The sequence below is a fragment of the Rhodococcus sp. YH3-3 genome, from assembly GCF_001653035.1.
GTDB lineage: Bacteria > Actinomycetota > Actinomycetes > Mycobacteriales > Mycobacteriaceae > Rhodococcus_F > Rhodococcus_F qingshengii.
Window position 1 is genome coordinate 2,129,891 of sequence record NZ_BCWH01000002.1, and the last position, 18,919, is coordinate 2,148,809.

General features: G+C 61.1%; 15 protein-coding genes and 1 tRNA gene. 3 read left to right on the forward strand and 13 right to left on the reverse strand.

The window, feature by feature from the left end; translation table 11 throughout:
* Window positions 1–40: 40 nt before the first annotated feature.
* The 5 genes from YH3_RS36165 to YH3_RS22930 all read right to left on the reverse strand — a co-directional run bounded on the left by YH3_RS36165 (window position 41) and on the right by YH3_RS22930 (window position 6,997).
* Window positions 41–184 carry a hypothetical protein gene (locus tag YH3_RS36165; protein WP_007733341.1) on the reverse strand — a complete coding sequence of 48 codons (144 nt, stop codon included), beginning with the start codon at window positions 182–184 and terminating at the stop codon, window positions 41–43.
* Window positions 185–311: 127 nt separating this feature from the next.
* On the reverse strand, window positions 312–2,708 hold the full coding sequence (locus YH3_RS36810; RefSeq protein ID WP_238592682.1) for a DUF5979 domain-containing protein: 2,397 nt from the start codon (window positions 2,706–2,708) through the stop codon (window positions 312–314).
* Window positions 2,677–4,983 carry an Ig-like domain-containing protein gene (locus YH3_RS36815; RefSeq protein WP_238592683.1) on the reverse strand — a complete coding sequence of 769 codons (2,307 nt, stop codon included), beginning with the start codon at window positions 4,981–4,983 and terminating at the stop codon, window positions 2,677–2,679. The genes YH3_RS36810 and YH3_RS36815 overlap by 32 nt, the downstream gene beginning before the upstream one ends.
* Before the next feature lie 1,661 nt (window positions 4,984–6,644).
* Window positions 6,645–6,803, reverse strand: a complete 159-nt coding sequence (locus YH3_RS36170; protein WP_003945304.1) for a hypothetical protein — start codon at window positions 6,801–6,803, stop codon at window positions 6,645–6,647.
* 118 nt (window positions 6,804–6,921) lie between these two features.
* Window positions 6,922–6,997, reverse strand: a tRNA-Arg gene (locus YH3_RS22930).
* Window positions 6,998–7,094: 97 nt separating this feature from the next.
* On the opposite strand from YH3_RS22930, the gene YH3_RS22935 reads away from it, so the two are divergent.
* Together YH3_RS22935 and ssb are read left to right on the forward strand one after the other, a co-directional pair.
* Window positions 7,095–9,230, forward strand: a complete 2,136-nt coding sequence (locus YH3_RS22935; protein WP_007733346.1) for a cytochrome c oxidase assembly protein — start codon at window positions 7,095–7,097, stop codon at window positions 9,228–9,230.
* Between the two features lie 182 nt (window positions 9,231–9,412).
* Window positions 9,413–9,826, forward strand: a complete 414-nt coding sequence (gene ssb / locus YH3_RS22940) for a single-stranded DNA-binding protein (protein WP_064113153.1) — start codon at window positions 9,413–9,415, stop codon at window positions 9,824–9,826.
* A gap of 4 nt (window positions 9,827–9,830) precedes the next feature.
* Here the strand turns inward: ssb and YH3_RS22945 are convergent, their stop codons facing one another.
* Window positions 9,831–10,289: a MarR family winged helix-turn-helix transcriptional regulator gene (locus tag YH3_RS22945; protein ID WP_003945320.1), complete on the reverse strand. Its 459-nt coding sequence runs from the start codon at window positions 10,287–10,289 to the stop codon at window positions 9,831–9,833.
* 106 nt (window positions 10,290–10,395) lie between these two features.
* On the opposite strand from YH3_RS22945, the gene YH3_RS22950 reads away from it, so the two are divergent.
* Window positions 10,396–12,213 carry an ABC transporter ATP-binding protein gene (locus tag YH3_RS22950; RefSeq protein WP_007733348.1) on the forward strand — a complete coding sequence of 606 codons (1,818 nt, stop codon included), beginning with the start codon at window positions 10,396–10,398 and terminating at the stop codon, window positions 12,211–12,213.
* A 118-nt stretch (window positions 12,214–12,331) separates the two neighbouring features.
* Here the strand turns inward: YH3_RS22950 and YH3_RS22955 are convergent, their stop codons facing one another.
* The 7 genes from YH3_RS22955 to YH3_RS22985 form a co-directional block, all read right to left on the reverse strand.
* Complete coding sequence (locus YH3_RS22955) at window positions 12,332–14,020, reverse strand: FAD-dependent oxidoreductase (protein WP_058227167.1); 1,689 nt, start codon at window positions 14,018–14,020, stop codon at window positions 12,332–12,334.
* 147 nt (window positions 14,021–14,167) lie between these two features.
* On the reverse strand, window positions 14,168–15,367 hold the full coding sequence (locus YH3_RS22960; RefSeq protein WP_064444097.1) for an acyl-CoA dehydrogenase family protein: 1,200 nt from the start codon (window positions 15,365–15,367) through the stop codon (window positions 14,168–14,170).
* Window positions 15,368–15,392: 25 nt separating this feature from the next.
* On the reverse strand, window positions 15,393–16,373 hold the full coding sequence (locus tag YH3_RS22965; protein WP_064444262.1) for an NADPH:quinone oxidoreductase family protein: 981 nt from the start codon (window positions 16,371–16,373) through the stop codon (window positions 15,393–15,395).
* The gene (locus YH3_RS22970; protein WP_007733354.1) at window positions 16,370–16,792 is read right to left on the reverse strand and encodes a MaoC/PaaZ C-terminal domain-containing protein; all 423 of its coding nucleotides are present in this window, start codon (window positions 16,790–16,792) and stop codon (window positions 16,370–16,372) included. Before YH3_RS22970 ends, YH3_RS22965 begins: the two co-directional genes overlap by 4 nt.
* Window positions 16,789–17,238, reverse strand: a complete 450-nt coding sequence (locus tag YH3_RS22975; RefSeq protein ID WP_003945322.1) for a MaoC family dehydratase N-terminal domain-containing protein — start codon at window positions 17,236–17,238, stop codon at window positions 16,789–16,791. The genes YH3_RS22970 and YH3_RS22975 overlap by 4 nt, the downstream gene beginning before the upstream one ends.
* Before the next feature lie 27 nt (window positions 17,239–17,265).
* Complete coding sequence (locus tag YH3_RS22980; protein WP_371595297.1) at window positions 17,266–18,051, reverse strand: SDR family oxidoreductase; 786 nt, start codon at window positions 18,049–18,051, stop codon at window positions 17,266–17,268.
* On the reverse strand, window positions 18,044–18,919 hold the full coding sequence (locus YH3_RS22985) for an SDR family NAD(P)-dependent oxidoreductase (protein ID WP_030537576.1): 876 nt from the start codon (window positions 18,917–18,919) through the stop codon (window positions 18,044–18,046). Before YH3_RS22985 ends, YH3_RS22980 begins: the two co-directional genes overlap by 8 nt.

The following is an 18,919-nucleotide window of genomic DNA, read 5'->3' on the forward strand; positions in this document are numbered from 1 at the left end:
TACCGAGATAGCTGATGTGTCGAATTGGTGCCGTATCGAACTAGCTGCCCGCGTCGATCGTGGCGCTCCCGGTACCGCCGAGGAGATCGTAAAGGAGTACGGACAGGCGACCGAGGCCGTCGATCGCGGCAGAACCAGTGGTCTCGATGCCTTCGATGACGATCGGGAACGGGAGGAATGACATGGTGTTTCTCCTTCGAGGGGTGGGCCGCGGCGGCGGCCGCGAGATAGATGCGTCGTGACGGTGAAACAGGGCGGGTGCGACCAGGTGTATGTTGCACCCGCCCTGTTTCGGTATTTCTGGTTGGGAGTTACTCCTGGCCGGGTGCGCGCTTGCGGTTACGCAGGGTGAGCCATGCGCCACCGCCGATCAGTGCCAGCGCCAGACCGGCGAGCCAGATGACGTTCGCGCCGGTTACCGGCAGGGACGAGGACTGGTCCGGTTTGGCCTGAGCAGGATTTCCCGGAGCAGGTGTGCCCGGAGCACCGTTGTGTCCACCACCGTTGTTGCCGGGAGTGTTGTTGCCGGGAGTCGACACGTCAGTGCCTGGTCCTCCGGGTACTTCAGAGCCCGGCCATGTCGGGATTTCCCACGGCGGCAGCGGGATCGGGATCGGGATGATGATCAGCCCATTGCTGCTGGTTTTGTTCTCGAGTCCCAGGACCACCGACTTGTTTGCTTCGCCGGTGAGCTTGACGGAAGTTGCGGTCGGTTCGCCGTCGATCTTCGAGACATCCGCCTTGCCTTCCTTGACGCCCCAGATCACTTCACCCCACTTGACGTTGGTGACGTCGGTGTGAGCACCGGTTTCTGTGAAAGTGATGTCGGTGTTCAGCGGGAACTGGACCCGGCCGTCGATGACGGCTGCGTCGCACTGGGCGGTCGGAGTGACCGAAGCGCCCGGCTTGACATCGAGAACACAAGACCGCGCCTCATTGTCGATGTCCGTCCACGTAGCCGTGACCTGGAAGATCGTGGATCCGTCTTTGGCTACCTGGCTGCCCTTGGGGCCGGTCACGATCTTGTCGATATCCACCTCGGTGGTCGGGATCGGGCGGTTGTGGATCTCCACCACAGCCTTCTCACCCGCCACCGCCTTGACGGTGTCGCGGTAATCGGCGTCACCGGCATCCGCGGAGACGTAGTAGTACGGCCGCGCCCAGTCGATACCGGCCAGTGGCTTGGGGTCGACCTCGGAGAAGGTGATCACGGTGTTCCGCGGCACAACCTCGTCGGACGTCCAGCTCCAGTCGTTTGCGGCATCGAGGGTGATGGTCTGGCCCACTGCCGGGAAATCAGTTCCAGCGGGGAGTGCCGGATCGATCCCGTCGATACGGACCTCGAACGTCGCGCTGTCAGGCAGGTCGGCCTCGGGTGCGCGGACGGGGTTGCCGTCAGCGTCGAGGATGAACTTCGTGAATTCGACCGATCCGAATTTCCACAGCGCCTCGTTCGACAGCGTGATCAGTCGACCGTCGGTCGGGTCGTCGGAGACTATGCCCGTCGCGGTGCCGTCGAGGTTCGAATGCAGCCACGATTCGCCTTCCGGGCTGGTGCCCCAGGAGATCGTGCCCCACTCGACTCCGTCGACATCGGGACGGCCGGTCTCAGTGAAGGTCACCTCGGTGCCGACAGGGAGGTCGACGCCGAGCGGTGTGGTCTGTCCCTGCTTGACGCTCAGCACCTGGGTGCGGTACTCCACACCGTCGCGCCAACGCGCCTCGACCGTGAACTCCACGTCGTCGCCGACGGCCTCGGCGGCCTCACCGCCGACCTGCTTTGCGATGCGCAGAGTGCCGTCGTTGACGTCGACGAAGTTCGACACCTCGATCTTGCGCAGATCCTTGCCGATGGTCACCACGGCTGCGTTGTCCGGACTGATCCTGACATTCCCGGAGTATGCGGGCACGCCATAGGCGAGACCGTCACCGTTTGCCGGAACCAGCTCTGTCAGTGTGACTTCGGTGCCGCCCGGCAGGTTCTCGCCGAACGGAACCGCGGTGCCGTCGGACGGAAGAGACAGCGTCTTGCTCTGCGGGTTGTCGTCCGTATCGAGCCAGGTGGCAATCACGTCGAAGCTCGCCGGTACGGCCTTGTCGGACGCCTTCGGGCCCGTGAGCTTTTTGCTCACTTCGAAGGTGCCTTGCGTGATCGTGGCCTCGTTGGTGACGGAGACCGTGTTCGCCGACGCGTCGGTGCCGATGGTGAGCGTCTTCGGGCTGATCACCGGCAGCGACCACGTCACGAGGTCGGTGTTCGTCGGTTGGACCTCGGTGAAGGTGACTTTCGCTCCGATGGGCAATTTGCCCAGGTCGTAGTGCTGACCGTCCTTCAGGGTGAATTGACGCAGCTCGTTGCCGGCGGCGTCGTCACCGAAGGCGATCTCTGCGTTGACGACGAAAGCCTCGAGCCCCGTGCGCGCTCCGTCACCGATGACGGATTTGGTGATCCTCGCCGATCCCAGGCTCGCTTTGTTGAGCAGTGTGACACCGACATTGCTCTTCGGCGTGATGGTCACCAGCGCCTCGGTGCGGTCCCCGTTGAGCGTCACACCCTCCGACGGGCGGAACGTCCCTCTCTCGAAGTACACACCGTCAACGGTCGGGAGGTTGATCTCGGACAGGCGGATCTGCCAGCCGGTTCCGCGGGGGTTGATCCCACTGACGGGTGTCCCGTCAGCCTTCACCTTGATCTCGTAGGAGCTCACCGGGGCGTCGGTCGCTGGATCTTGCCCGGGGGGCGAACTCCTCGACTTTCACAGTGAACTCGGTGTCTTCCGGGAATTTCTCGGAGAAGGGAGCGATCTCCTTCAGAAGCGAGAACGAGCCCCGCGACACACCTTGGCCGGTGCCGCCGCCGCCCCATTCCTGCTTGACGCTCTTCGACAGCGTCTGCTTGCCGGCATAGGTGAGGGTGTTGGAGTATTCCGTGTCGCGCTGGTCCAGTCCGCCGCTGCTGGTGCACAGGGTGTAGCTGACGAGGTACTTCGTCTGACGGCTGTAACCGTCCGCGTCCCGAGGGAGGGTGAGATCGAAACCGCCGTCGGCGCGCGCCACCGAGGTGGCGTCGGTTATATCGCGTTTCTTGTTGCCGTCGAAGAAGTCTTGCGCGACGACCTTGAGATTGAGGTTGCTCTTGAGATCGCCGCCGATTTCACACACCGTCATGTTCGGTGAGAACCTGTCGTTGATGACCGCCGGTTCCGTAAGGCCCTCGAGATCGTGTCCGGAGATTTCCACGGTCCAATTGAGGGTGGTGCCTGCCGGCTGCTCCACACCGCCGATCGTCTGCGACGTGGTGTTGATCGCGCCGTTCTTGCCGCTCGTGAACCCAGGTCCCTCAGTCTTTCCCGTGATCGACGTCTTGTTGACGACCGCCGAGTTGGTGAGATGGTCCTCGGAGTCCGGCACCTCGGTGGTGGTCAGGCAGGTCCGGTACGTGAAGTAGTAATACTGTTCTTCGTTGAATGTGTCCGGGTTATCCACAGTGATCGCCGCGGTGAAGGTACTCGCGCCGGCTACTGCGCCGATGGGAGCAATGGTGAATCCTGCGGCAGGAGTGCGGTAGTTGGGTTCGTTCTCCCGCCCTGGGAGGTAGTCAGACTTCTCGATGACTACCTGCACGCCCGAGGCACAGACCGCATGGGGGCCGCCGAAGGTGTCGGTGATGTCGATCTTGTGGTTGTTGGCGGCAATGTCGGTGCCCGGAACCACAATCGTCCAGACGGCTTCCATATTGCGCTTACCGCCGTCGAGGTAGCCGCCCTTCCAGGGCTCGGTCTGCGGCGCGTAGTCCTGTCCCACGCCATCCGAAGCCACCGTGTTGTCACCGATCGTCACGGAGTTGGTGTACTGAGTCCCCTTGAGATCCACAACGCCGCTGGTCGTGCATGAGGTGTACTCGATGCGGTAGAGCTTGCTGCCCTCGAAGGGCCCGCCGTTGTTGATGTTGATCGTGACCTGATCACCCGCGTCGGGTTGGGTGACGGTGACGCCGCCAGGGGTCTCTTTGAGATCGCCCGGGCGACCGGACCACAGCTTCGCGTTGAGCAGGCTGCCCGCACACACCTTCATGTTGTCGGAGAGCTCGTCGCTCAGGGTCACCGAACCGGTGTTGCCTGTGTCCAACTTGGCCAGATCTGCGCCGGGGATGTCGATGGTCCACCGCACTGACTGCTTGTTGTCCTGGAGTTTGCCGGACTTCGTCGACTCGCCGATTACGCGGCCGTCGGTGATGCCGCCCGTGCCGGGCAGGTCGACCTGCGTGACCTTGTTGTTGATCGTGAAATCCACAGTCTCTGACGTGGTGTACTCGACTGCCTTCGTGTAGACGAAGAAATCGCCCTTCACCTCGTCCGGCCGATCCGCCACAGCGTCGGAGAGCACGCAGGTCATGAGATTGGTGGAAGCAGCCAGATCGCATGTGCCCCAAACCGTCCCATCGTCGCCCTCCAGCGCGATCGTCGGGTTGGACTGAAGCTTCAGCTCGCCAGGGAATTCAATGGTGAACTGGTCGCCCGGCTGCGGACTCGCGCTTGACGCGTCCCAAATGCCCTTCACCGTGACGGAGTCCCCGACCGTGATCTGCTGGTCGTTCTTCCCTTCGACCTGGACGTCGGTGATTTTCACATCGATGCCGGGATTGACTCCGCGTGCGGCCAGTCGCTGCGCCGCCACAGGAGTCGTCGACGAGGACGCCGTCGTGATCGGCGGTTTCGCAGAAGTGGGTGACTCCGACGTGGAAGGAGGCGGTGCCGTCGTCTTCAGTGGCGCCTCCGTCGTAGTCGCGGGCGGCTTCGGTGTGGTCGGAACTATTGTGGTCGGAACTATGGTGGTCGAGGTCCCGACGTCATCGGCCGAGGCAACCTGGACGAAAGAGAACGACGATACGACCAGCGCCAGGACCGCAACGATCATCCCCAAAGCTGCCCACCGAGACACCACCCCCTCCCCGGCACGGCGTGGGAAGACACGGTTACGCATGACGAACACCTTTCGTTCAGAACACATGATTTAGGCCCCGTTTCCGGGGCCGTCGAATAGGGAAACGGGACCTTTGAGCCGCTCTGGAGCCTGGTTGCGAGCGTTGGTGATTCTCAGGCGACCTATTGCGGAGCCGAACAGTTGGTAATCGGACCTGGTTGGCGCCAGCGCAGACCGACGGCCGGCTCTGGGTAGGCCAGGAAATTCCAAGAAAAATCGACCGCCGGTATTACCTAACGCGACGACCTACGAGGTACTAAAGGCTGCGGCCGAGGATCTTTCCTGCGCGATTCATTGCAGTTCGAGCATGAGCACCATCCCGGATAGCAAAAGCAACAGTGCGATGGCTCCGAGGGGGGGAGTCTTCGTGCTACGTGCTTCGCTGCCGTGACGGTTTTCATGAAATTCCTTTCTTTGGCACAACGTAAAGAAATGTGCGCGGGGCCGTTCGCGAGAAGATGCAAATTCCGCGCAAACAACGCAGAAGGCGCAAACCGGGCGATGCGCAATCAGGAATCTAACACGAGCAAATCGCATAGCTGGACACGCCATGGACGTGCGTCCATGCAAGAAAAACTGCGCTTACCTGGGTATATCTATCTTCCGTTGATTTCTTTCAAGTTAACTGGCTGGTTCATCACAATTCGATCTCGACCATCGTTTGCATGCCTGCCTTTGCCCTTGCCGACAATCGGTGAGCGGCCGAGCCGAGTCGGCGCTGCTGTACCGAATGAGCCTTTATGCAGTTCACTGCCCCTTGTTTGCTGTCGGAACGACAAGGTGTGGAGCGAATTATCTGTGCACACACGCTCGATATAAATGCAAATCATTTTTCTGTGTGTAGGAGGAGGGTGAATTAGGGGGTGAATTCAGTCGCGGGTCATCGAAACCCCTGTTCTGAAATGATCCAGAGATAGGGGTCACATTAGATTCGTTTTTCTTAGCAGATTGGATTCCGGCCTCAGTTAACTGTCGATAATGCTTCGGGGGCCGACATGGCATTTCGAGACGAAGAATCGCCTAGCTTTTCGTAGAAGGCCTTCGGTACGCTTACGTCAGTCCAGCTGATCACGCGCCGCAGCGACTTTGGGCGGCGCTCTTGTGCGCACGGATGAGGCACTGTCTGGGATGTGTGTGGATCTCGGAAAATGCCACGTCGGAGGCTTCTTCGAAGATCTCGAGACCTCGCAAGTTCAGGTCGTTCTCGCGCGCCTCGGCACGATGAACTGGCTTACTTTTCAAGCGCTTTCGATGCCCGGAGTCAAATGGTGACGGTCGTTGCGTAGTTGCTGACGGTGGATGCGACCGGTTCGATCGGCGTGCAGTCGCCACATCCGAGCAACCGCACCGAGTGGCCGCGAGGTCCCTCAGCCGGTACTTTTCGCAGCTCTCTGGACACTTCGCGAAATCGGACCTTCGAATCGAGTTCTCGCGCAACCATTCTGACGCAGCTTGTGTCAATGGCGCTACACCCACGGCTGCCCGCAAGGTTTGACTGCCCCGGCTGCTGTGACGCCTTGGGATCCGGAGCGCAGAGATTCTGTGACAGTCGCGGCCGCTCCGCGTAGCGTGTTGCATGCGACTCAGCCGCCATTGGTGGACTCTTGCCTACCGACTCGTCGTCGTAGAACTTCGTGAGACGACCTTGTCGCAGGGAAGGGCTACAACGATTGGTCGGGCCCGGTCAACGAGGCGGGACCGGTAGTCGGTTGGTGTGCGCCGGTGAACCGCTCGACGACGGATACAACGACGATCGCGAGTGCCAGGATTCCAACGGTCCGGGCGAGTGACTTCAGGGTCTTCGGAAGTGCCTTCTTCATGCGAGGCAGATTACTGCGGACGGCACGCAATTTGTGGGCTAGGTTTCGATCCGAATCAGACTGTTCTGCCCAGTGGCCGCTCGTCCACGCAGTGTGACTATCCGTGAATCAAATCTTGTGGTGCCCCCGGCAGGATTCGAACCTGCGACCAAGAGATTAGAAGGCTCTTGCTCTATCCCCTGAGCTACGGAGGCGCGTGGAACATCATACTCGAGGGTTCGGGATGTGACGCGCGCCGCCCAACTCCGACGCGTTGTCGTAGTCGGTTCGCGAAGGTCCTACCCTTGAGGTATGGCTACACCCGACCTCGCGCCGACAGATTCCCCACCGGAGTCCACACAGCACAGCGGTGCACCCGCTTCTTCGACCGCGATATTCGTGGTCAGTGGACTCATCGCAGGGCTCACCGCAGCCATCGTGGTGGGATTCTCCGCGTCGCAGGCACTGACTCTTCTAGGTATCCCGGATCCAGGCCCGATCACCACGTACGGCCTGCCCGCGATGCGGGCACTGGGGGAGATCGCCGCGGTTATTGCGATCGGGTCACTGCTGCTGGCCGCGTTCTTCGTGCCGCCGCAGAAGTCGGGCGTCCTCGACGTCGACGGCTATCGGGCAGTCCGAACTGCATCGCACGCCGCGATCGTGTGGGCGATCTGTTCGTTCATGATGGTGCCTCTGACGCTCTCTGACACGTCGGGTCAGCCGTTTGCCGAAGCGATCAAACCGGCGAACCTGTGGTCGGGACTCGATCAGGTCGAGATCGCCGGCGCTTGGCGTTGGACGGCGATCATCGCGGTTGTTCTGGCGATCCTGGCCCGACTGACACTGCGCTGGTGGTGGACTCCGCTCCTGCTGCTGGTCGGTCTCCTCGGACTGATGCCGCTTGCTCTCACCGGTCACTCGTCTTCGGGCGGCTCGCATGACATCGCTACCAATAGTCTGATCCTGCACCTCGTGGCGGCTTCGCTCTGGGCCGGCGGGTTGTTCGCGCTACTGGCACACGCGCGCCGCGGCGGCGATTACACCGACGTAGCAGCCCGACGCTTTTCGACGGTCGCATCCATCTGCTTCGTCGTCATGGGATTCAGCGGCGTCATCAACGCGATTGTCCGTCTGCCTCTCGACGACGTATTCACCACGACATATGGACGATTGATCGTCGCGAAAACAGTTGCACTGATCATCCTCGGGTTCTTCGGTTGGGCTCAGCGGAGTCGGGCGCTACCGGCGCTGGCGGAGAATCCGAAGAGTCGCTCTGCCCTGATTCGATTTGCCGGCGCTGAAGGCATCGTGATGGCGGCAACCATCGGCCTCGCGATCGGCCTCGGTCGTACCCCGCCGCCCCCGCCGCTGTCGATTCCCTCGATCCCCGAGGTCGAACTCGGTTACAACCTTCCGGACCCGCCGTCGTTCATGGCCTTCGTGACGGACTGGCGATTCGACCTCATGTTCGGCACCGCCGCCGTTGCTGCGGCGATTCTGTACGGCATCGGCCTTCGCAAGCTGGCCAAGCGTGGGGATTCCTGGCCTGTCGGCCGAACCATCGCCTGGATGAGCGGTTGTGCGGTGCTCCTGATCGCCACGTCGTCGGGCGTCGGCAAATACGCACCGGCAGTCTTCAGCGTTCACATGGGTGCGCACATGGCGCTGTCGATGTTGGGACCAGTCCTGCTGGTTCTGGGTGCGCCGATCACTTTGGCTCTGCGGGCCCTGGATCCGGCAGGCAAGGACGGCGTGCCCGGCATTCGCGAGTGGATTCTGACCGCGCTGCACAGCCCGTTCTCGCGATTCATCACTCACCCGATCGTGGCGGCAGTTCTCTTCGTCGGCGGTTTCTACGCGCTGTATCTCGGCGGAATCTACGGTGCGACGGTCGACTCGCACAGCGCTCACCTGCTGATGAACCTGCACTTCATCCTCAGCGGCTATCTCTTCTACTGGGTGGCGATCGGAATCGACCCGTCACCACGCCAATTGCAGCCGGTGACCAAGCTGGCAATGGTCTTCGGCTCGCTTCCGTTCCACGCCTTCTTCGGCGTGGCATTGATGAGCACCACCGCCGTCATGGGCGGCGCGTACTTCCGTTCGCTCGGCCTCGGCTGGAACAACGACCTGATCGGCGATCAGCAGCTGGGCGGCAGCATCGCGTGGGCGACCGGCGAGATCCCGCTCATGGTGGTCATGCTCGCGCTACTGGTTCAGTGGTCGCGCAGCGATGGCAGGACAGCGCGGCGAACCGACCGTGCGGCCGAGCGCGACCACGACGCCGACCTCGCCGCGCACAACGCGATGTTCGCCGAATTGGCCAGGCGAGACCGCGAAGGGTGGAAACCCCGTGAGGCTGCTGACGCGGAGACTGCAAGCGAGGACTCTGCGGACGAGACACCCAGCGAGAAGAAATCCGACGAATCCTCCACTAGCACTTAGCTCCGACACTGCCCGGGCCGTTTGGCTCGGGCAGTGCTGTTTCTCCACAGCTGTTCCACCGATGCACAGGTGGAAATCGAAGATCCCGAGCCACGCGTTTGTCGTTCCACAATCGAAACTGCCGACGCAATGATCGGCCCCGCGGCAGTTGGCGGGTTCTGGAGTTCGAAGGGGGATCGGACATGTACGAAACGCATGCAACGGTTGTCGGAACCGTCATCACCAATCCGGTGAAGCGGCAGACCACCAATGGCGAAGAGGTGCTGAGCTTTCGGATGGCGAGCAACACGCGTCGCAAAGACACGGTGACCGGAGAGTGGACGGACGGAGCGACCCTCTATCTCACGGTCAGCTGCTGGCGGCGGTTGGTCACCGGCGTCGGCGCATCCATCATGAAGGGTGATCCGGTCATGGTGGCGGGGGAGTTGCGCACCAACGAGTACACAACCAAAGAGGGTGTGCCTCGTTCCGATCTCGAGCTACGGGCGACTGCGGTAGGCGCGGACCTTGCTCGTTGCATCTCGAAGATCGAGCGTCAGAGCAAGCCGACGTCGGCGGAGAATGTCGAGGACGCAATCGACACCGTCGCTGCGTGAGGACTCAGACCGAAGGTTTCGGGCAGTCGCGGGGCCGCGAGTCGTGCCCCGCGTCCACTCGCTCGAGAAGTTCGGTGAGAGTTGCTCGCTCCGATTCGTCGAGGTCGTCGAACACATCCGAAGATTCGCGTCGTTGAGCTTTTGCGACGTCGGCAGCGAGGGTAGCGCCGGCGTCGGTGAGCTCGAGTAACACGGCTCGCCGATCGTTCGGATCGGGAGTGCGGCGCACCCATCCGGCCTCTTCGAGGGAATCCACGACGTCGGTCGCCGACCGCGGAACGATGCGCAGTCGCTCGGCAAGAAACCCGAGTCGAACCGGCTCGCCCACTCGGGTCAGTACTCGCAGCGCTCGGCTTTGCGACGGCGAGAGACCGAATGGTTCCAGCGCTGCCACCTGACGTCGGCGGATGAGCCGTGCCACGGACATCACGACGTCGGTGAGTTCGCGCTCTCGGGAATGCATGGCGTCAGTCTAGCGTTGTTGGTGTCAGCCTCATAGTGAGGTAACCTCATCAATATGAAACTAGGGTGAGAAAGCCTCCAGGAGGTAGAACGTGAAACCAGATCGCATGCGAAACATCGAACGATCCGCTGTCGAGATCACTCCGGCGGAATCCGTACCGGCAAAACGCGTACTCGGACTGTTCGCGCCGTATCGAACTCAGATCGCCATCGTCACCGCGGTCATCACACTCAGCGCGATCGTGGCGCTGGGCAGCCCGCTGCTCCTACGCGAAATGCTCGACAAGGCGATCCCGGACAAGAACCTCGGACTCGTGAGCGTTCTGGCCATCGGCATGATCGCTATTGCCGTGATCACGAGCTGTCTCGGCGTGGCGCAGACCTGGATGTCCAACAGCATCGGCCAGAAACTGATGCACCAACTGCGCGTGCGGGTCTACTCGCATCTGCAGAATCAGTCGCTCGGATTCTTCGCTCGAACCCGAACCGGAGAAGTTCAGTCGCGTATTGCCAACGACATCGGCGGTATGCAGTCGGTGGTCACCAACACGGCAACATCCATCGCGCAGAATGCAACGACCGTGGCAGCCACCATTGTTGCTCTGTTCCTTCTGGATTGGCGGCTTGCCATCTTCTCGCTGGCGATCTTGCCGGTGTTCATCCGTATCGCACGCAAGATCGGTGACGAGCGCCGCAAGATCTCTGGTAAGCGGCAGAAGCTACTCAGTGATCTGTCGGTCCAGGTGGAGGAATCTCTCTCCGTCAGTGGCATTCTCCTCGGCAAGACGACCGGCGCGAAGTCGGCTCTGACGGATCGATTCACCGAGCGTTCAGCGGAAGTCGCAGACGTCGAACTCCGAGCCATGATGGCCGGCAAGTGGCGCATGGCGACCATGTCGATCACCTTCGCAGCCATGCCTGCACTGGTCTACTGGTTTGCCGGTTTCACTCTCGATCACGGCAACACCATCACCGTCGGCACCCTCGTCGCATTCACCACGTTGCAAACACAATTGTTCCGCCCCACCATGATGCTGCTCAACACGGGCGTCGAGGTGCAGAGCTCGATGGCACTGTTCAGTCGCGTGTTCGAGTACCTGGATCTGCCGATCGACATCGCGGATCCGGAAGAGTCGAAGAGCTTCGACCGCACCAAGATGTCCGGCGAACTTCGGTTCGACCACGTCGACTTCTCGTATCCAGGAACCGACAGCAAGACCCTCGACAACATCGACCTCACGGTCCCGGCCGGCGGAACCTTGGCGCTTGTCGGCTCCACGGGTTCGGGCAAGACCACTCTCGGATACTTGGCCGCACGTCTGTACGACCCGACTGCGGGATCGGTGAGAATCGACGACGTCGATCTGCGGGACCTCGATCTGGCGACGGTCTCCGACCTGGTAGGTGTGGTGTCGCAGGAGACGTATCTCTTCCACACGACGATTCGTGAGAACCTTCGGTTCGCGAAACCCGACGCCACGGACGCCGAGATCGAGCAGGCAGCGCGCATCGCGCAGATCCACGAGTTCATTTCCGGTCTCGACGACGGGTACGACACCATGGTCGGCGAGCGCGGCTACCGATTCTCCGGCGGTGAGAAACAGCGCATAGCGATCGCGCGCACAGTCCTGCGGAATCCGCCGATCCTCGTCCTCGACGAGGCGACGAGCGCCTTGGACAATCGCACTGAACGTGCGTTGCAGGACGCGCTCGACGAGCTGATGGTCGGACGCACCACTCTTGTTGTGGCGCACCGACTCTCCACGGTTCGAGATGCGGATCTCATCGCGGTCCTCGACCAGGGCGTGGTTGTGGAAAAGGGCACCCACGACGAACTGGTGAAGCAAGGCGGGCGGTACGCGCAGCTGCTTGCGGCTTCGGGTAGCGACGCGGTCGAACTGCCTGCGGAATTGCAGACTGTGTGACAGTGCATCCATCGCGTTGGCGAGTCACCGAGCACCGACCAGAGGTGGCATGGATGTTCGTCCAGGCCACCTCCGCGTGGTTGTACGTCGTGCCGACGGGAACGGGAACGATTCCGATCTATCGCGGGTCCTGTCGGCGGTCAGCTGCGTGGCGCGCCGCGATGTATCCGAAAACCATCGCCGGCCCGATGGTCGCGCCTGCCCCGGCGTAGTCGTTGCCCATGACCGCGGACGAGGTGTTGCCCGTCGCGTAGAGACCTGCAATCGGTTCACCGGAACTGTGCATGACCTGTGCATGTTTGTTGTAGACGAGCCCGCCTTTCGTTCCCAGATCGCCGGTTCGTAGTCGAATCGCGTAGTACGGACCTTCGTCGATCATGTCCATCGAGGGGACTGGCAATGTCGGGTCCCCGTAGTAGTTGTCGTACGCACTTTTTCCACGCTCGAAGTCTTCGTCTACACCGTTGTGCGCAAACCTGTTGTATCGATGCACAGTGAGAGCTAATTGTTTCTTCGGAAGTCCGAGGCGGCCGGCCAACTCGTCGAGCGTGTCGCCGGTGTAGAGGAGTTCGTTGTCGAACCAGGATTTCGGGAACTTCTGCCCCGGCATGATCGCTCCGATCTGATAGCGACTTTTGGCCTTCGCGTCGAAGATGAACCACGCTGGGTCGTGACCCCCGGCAATCTGGTTGTGGACGAATGTCACGTAGGGAGCGGATTCATTGGTGAACCGAACTCCGTTCTGGTTCACGATGATCGATCGGGGAACCGACCGTTCGGAGACCAATCCGTGCATGATCCCGTCAGGTCTCTTGAACGAGGGCATCCACCACGCGTCATCCATCAGGTCAACTGAGGCACCGATTTGTTGTCCCGCGCGGATGCCGTCTCCAGTGTTGTCGACTGAACCGAGGCTGTAGTTGGCGCTGGCGTTTTCCGGGAGATATTGCCGACGCATCTCGTCGCTCTGTTCGAAACCGCCGCAGGCGAGCAGTACGCCTTTGGAAGCTCGGATTCTGACAGTGCGGCCGCTGCGCTCGGCCACCACACCCACCACGCAATCATCGTCGTCGGTGATCAGCGATTCCATCGCAGTGTTCAGCCAAAGCGGAACGCCGGCTTGTTTGATCGCCAGGCGCAGACGGCCGACCAGGGCCTGCCCGAGTGTCTCCATGTGCCTTCTGGTCAGAACACTCTTCGCTGCACGCCACCCGGTTGCCAGCGCGGCACGTCGCCCTGCCCAGGTACGCATGACCATGTTCAGTTTCACGAACTCTTTGGATGTGATGTACAGACCGGCGGGAGTCGGAAGTGCGCCGGGGCGCAGACCGGACTCGTCGGTGCCGAGCATTTTCAGGTCGAAAGGAAGCGGTTCGATGGTACGTCCACGTGGGCGACCGCCCGGCTTCTCCGGGTGATAGTCCGAATAGCCCGTACACCATTGGAATCGCATGAGCGGGCTGGTCTTCTCGAGGAACTCGAACACGCGTGGACCTTCGTCGACGAATGCGTCGATGTTGTCCTCGGGAACTCCATCACCAACGACAGCTCGCATGTACGCCCGGACGTCGTCACGGCTGTCCGAGAGCCCTTCGCGGATGAGAGTTGGATTGTTGGGCACCCAGATGTTGCCGCCCGACAGCGCGGTGGTGCCGCCATAAACGTCTGCTTTTTCGATGACGAGGGTGTTCAGACCATTGGCGGCGGCTGCCAACGCCGCGGTCAACCCACCGGCACCGCTGCCGACTACGAGGAAGTCCACTTCGTGATCGAAGGACACTTCCCTTGATTTTGACGCGCGAGGCATTTGCCTCTCCTATTCAATTGGTTGAGGTTTTCTCTTCACGGGCCGCAGCCCGAAGCGGTTGACCGAGGTCAACCATGCGCTCGAGTGGACGAAGGCTGATGATTCAGCAATACAACGGCTTTCGCGGGCCTCGAACACCGATCGCCGTCAGCGGTGCTTGCGCAACTCGTGGCGTGCGACGCTCCTGATATGCACTTCGTCTGGTCCATCGGCGATACCGAGGATCCGGGCACTCGCCCACATTCTCGCGATCGGGAAGTCGTCGGTGACACCGCCACCCCCGTGGCACTGGATCGATCGATTCAGGACGTTGCGCGCCACACGAGGACCGATGACTTTGACTGCCGCGATCTCGATCTGAGCGCCCTTGGCTCCGACCTGGTCGATGATCCATGCTGTCTTCAGCACCAGAAGGCGGGCCTGCTCGATTTCCATTCGCGATTCGGCGATCCAGGTCCGGACAACTCCCTGATCCGAGATCGGCCCGCCAAAAGCGTTACGAGACTGGGCACGTCGAACCATCAAGTCCAATCCGCGCTCCGCCATGCCGATACAGCGCATGGCGTGGTGAATTCTGCCCGGACCCAGGCGCGCCTGTGCGATGGCGAACCCGTCTCCTTCGGACGCAAGCATATTTGTTGCCGGTACTCGAACGTTATCGAACCGAATTTCACAGTGGCCGTGTTGGTCGTGGTATCCGAATATCGGTAAACTGCGCACGATTTCGACTCCAGCGGTGGCGACGGGCACCAAGATCATCGATTGCTGCTTGTGGGGCTCTGCCTCGGCATTCGTCTTCCCCATGACTACCAGAATTTCGCACCGTGGGTCTGCTGCACCGGTCGTCCACCATTTTCGACCGTTCACGATGTATTCGTCGCCGTCCCGAACAATCGACGTCATGATGTTTCGGGCATCGGAGGACGCAACATCGGGTTCAGTCATGGAGAAGCCCGAACGCATTGTGCCGTCGAGCAGTGGTTGAAGCCATCGCTCCTTCTGCTCGCGGGTTCCCACCAAGTGCAGGATCTCCATGTTTCCGGTATCGGGCGCCGCGCAGTTGAGGGCTTCGGGGGCAATGTAGGGCGAGCGTCCCGTCACCTCGGCGATGTGGGCGTAGTCGAGGTGAGACAGTCGTGAGAGCGCCGGCATGAACAGATTCCACATGCCCTGGCGTCTCGCTTCCAACTTCAGCGACTCGACTACGGGTGGCAAGACGTGACTGCGAGGTCCTGCGGCCTCGAGTTGTTCGGAGTAAACCGACTCAGCTGGGTAGACGTGTTCGTCCATGAATGCTTCTAGACGCGCGATGATTTCGCGCGCAGCGGGGCTCGGAGCTAAGTCCATTGACGGCACCTTTTGTCGTGAATTGTCATTCGGGGTTGGTTGAGAGGATGACTTTGCCCAGCGCTCGTCGACTCATGACTTCCTCGAGTGCGGTAGGAGCATTGATCAGCGGGTGGATGCTGTTCACATGAGGAGACAGAGCGCCACCGTCGTACATGTCGAAGAGCGCTCGCATGTTGTCCGCGTTGCACTCCGGATTACGCTTCGCCCATGCGCCCCAGAGAACTCCATGTAGCGCCCCGCCAACGACGAGGAGGCGATTCATGCCGATCTTCGGAATCTGCCCCGAAGCGTAGCCAACCGTCAAATATCTTCCTGCGGTGGATAATGCGCGCACCGCTGTAGCGGCGTGATCTCCACCGACCGGGTCGTACACCACGTCTACACCGGACGGTGCGACCTGTGCGACTCGTTCGCGAAGGTTGCCCGTTGTGTAGTTGATCAACTCGTCTGCTCCATGTTGCTTACAGACCTCGAGTTTCGCTTCGGAGGACGCCGCCGCCACCACGCGTGCACCCAATGCTTTGCCGATCTCGATTGCGGTGAGCCCGACGCCCCCGGAGGCACCCAGGACGAGCAATGTCTCTCCTGGTCGGATCGCAGCTCGGTCGACGAGTGCGTGGTAGGACGTTCCGTAGGTAACCACGAATCCGGCAGCGTCGGAGAAACTCATGGAATCAGGGATGACAAAGACCTTGTCACTGGTGACCGCCACGAGTTCCGCGTATCCGCCCATGCCGCAGAAGGCCATGACTCGCACCCCCGGGGTGACCCCTTGGACGTCCGAGCCGACACTGTGCACTACACCCGCGACTTCCGACCCTGGAATGAAGGGGAGTGGGGGTTTAGTTTGATACGTTCCGGCGACGATCAACCCGTCGGGAAAATTGACACCCGCCGCCTTGACCGAGACGAGAACTTGGTTCGGTGTCGGCGTGGGATCGTCAATTTCTTTGAACTGCAGTTGATTCGGCAACCCCAGCTGGGTACATACGTGCGCCTTCACGGCCGCTCCGACGGTACGAGGGGCGTCCGCACGAAGGTTGCCCACGCCTTGACCGCCAATCCGCCGGTCTGCCGCGTGCAGGCGAGTTCGACGTCGATCTTGTCACCTTCGTCGTCCGCATAGGTTCGTTCGACAAGCGCTGAGCATGTCAGAGTGTCATCGGGCCAAACCTGTTCGAGGAACCGAACTCGTATCGCTCGGATGTTCTCTGCACCCAGCCAATCGGTGGCGAAGGTGGCCAGGAGCCCAGCTTGGAACATCCCGACCGAAAACGGACTCGGGTACCCCGCCGCCTCGGCGAAAACCTGGTCGTGATGAATCGGATTCATGTCTCCCGACGCACCTTGGTACCTGACGAAATCGGTGCGGGATACCGGACCGACAACCCACGGGGTCGGGACTGACACTGTGTTGATCAAGATTCCTCCACAGTCGGTCGAGCAGTTTCCACTCCGGTCATAGTTGCCCGAGCAATGAGATTTCCCTGTTCGTCTTCGAAATCCGTTGTCATCACGGCAAAAGTCATCTCGCCGCCCTTCCGTCCCTGCTTCGTGTAGATGTCGACGATCCGCGAAGTGCAGTTCAGACGAGTACCTGCGCGGGGAGGTGGACCGAAGAACTCGTACTTCTGTTCGGCATGGAGTCCGCGTTTGCCGTCGAGCTCTACCTTCCGCCACGGATCCGAGCCCTCTGTCTGCCAGAGGAGGGTCGTGGTGAGAAACGTCGGGGGCACTACCGGGAACTCGTCTTCGACATAGTTCCGATTGCTCGAATACGTGGCAACGGCGAACTCACGAATCTTGCCGCGCTCGATGTCCATACGGAACGGGGTGCCCGTGATACCTAGTGACTCTTTGTCGACCACAGCTTCTCCTTCAGACCCCATGGGTGGCTATGCATGTTGGCTACTTACCGAAACGACTTCGCCCGTCATGTACGACGAGTAGTCGCTTGCAAGAAAGACCATGACGTTTGCGACCTCCCACGGCTGTGCCGCACGACCGAAAGCCTCACTCTTGCTGAGCTGTTCGAGCAGTTCGTCGCTGGTCACCTTGGCAAGGTGAGGATGCATCGCGATGCTCGGTGCAACCGCGTTGACCCGGATTCCGTGCGGTGCCACGTCGAGGGCAGAGCATCGTGTGAGCGCCATGACGCCGGCTTTCGCTGCGGCGTAGTGCGACTGCCCTTCCTGCGCACGCCAGCCGATGACCGACGCGTTGTTGACGATCACCCCCGACCCTCGTGGAATCATGACTCTCAACACTGATCGTGTGGTGCGGAAAGTGCTCGTCAGGGTCACATCGAGTACCGAACACCACTGCTCGTCGGTCATACTTTGAATGCTCGCCGTCCCGCCGAGGCCTGCGTTGTTGATGAGGACGTCGATGGATCCATACTCGGCAACCACCCGATCGACCATTGCGTCGATCTGCTGATTGTCCGTGACATCGCAAGGAACAGTGAGTGGGCGGGTGCCGAACTCGGACTCGACGCGGTCGGCGGCCGCGATCAATCTGCGCTCATGCCGGTCACTGATCGCCAGTCGGGCACCTTCGGCAGCAAAGCGTTGTGCCGCTGCGAATCCGATTCCAGTTCCCGCTGCTGCTGTCACCAGAACGGATTTGCCTTCAGCAAGGCCGTGTCCCGGACCAGGGATCGGCGCAGTCGTCTCAGACAATTTCACTCATCGCCTCTGTCAACTCTTCCACCGTCCATCGCGAGTCTCTGGCGATGGTCTTTCCGTACTGCCACCCGAGAAACTGGCGGACTTCGCCGCCTTTGGCGTAAAACACCTGACCAGTGGCGGGGCACTTCTCGGTGAGCAGATAGGCCACAACTGGCGAGACGTTGCCTGGATGATAGGTGTCGAATGTACTCGGATCGTCAGGTGCTGCAACAAGTTCCTTGATACCGGGAACATTCTCGGTCATCCGTGTCCTGGCCACAGGCGTAATTGCGTTGACTCGCACACCGTATCGGGCGACCTCCTGTGCGAGGATCGTTGTCAACGCTGCGATCCCGGCCTTCGCGGCGCCGTAGTTGCTCTGACCGACGGCACCGAGCAGCCCGGAGGTGCTCGATACGTTCACGATCGACGCCGCGACGGTTTCGCCCGACTTCGAACGCTCGCGCCAGTAGTTGCCGAATACAGTGCAGGGCGCGAATGTAGCGCGTAGTTGTCCCGAGATCACGTCGTCCCAATCGGCCTCGGGCATGTTCAGAAACATTCGATCACGCAGGATGCCGGCATTGTTGACCAGGCCGTCGACCGAGCCGAATGCCTCGAGGGCCAGGTCCAGGAGTTCGCTCGCGCCGTCGATCGTCGTGACGTCCGCGACACTGGCAACTGCGATTCCTCCGGCCGCGACGATTTCGTCGACGACCGATGCCGCAATACTGATGTCGTTTCCGTGCCCGTCCGGTCCGGCGCCGGTGTCGTCGACAACCACTTTTGCGCCTTCGGCCGCAAGTAGCAGGGCGTGCTCCCGGCCCAAACCACGACCGGCGCCGGTTACTATGATTACTCGATCTTTCAGCTGATTCAT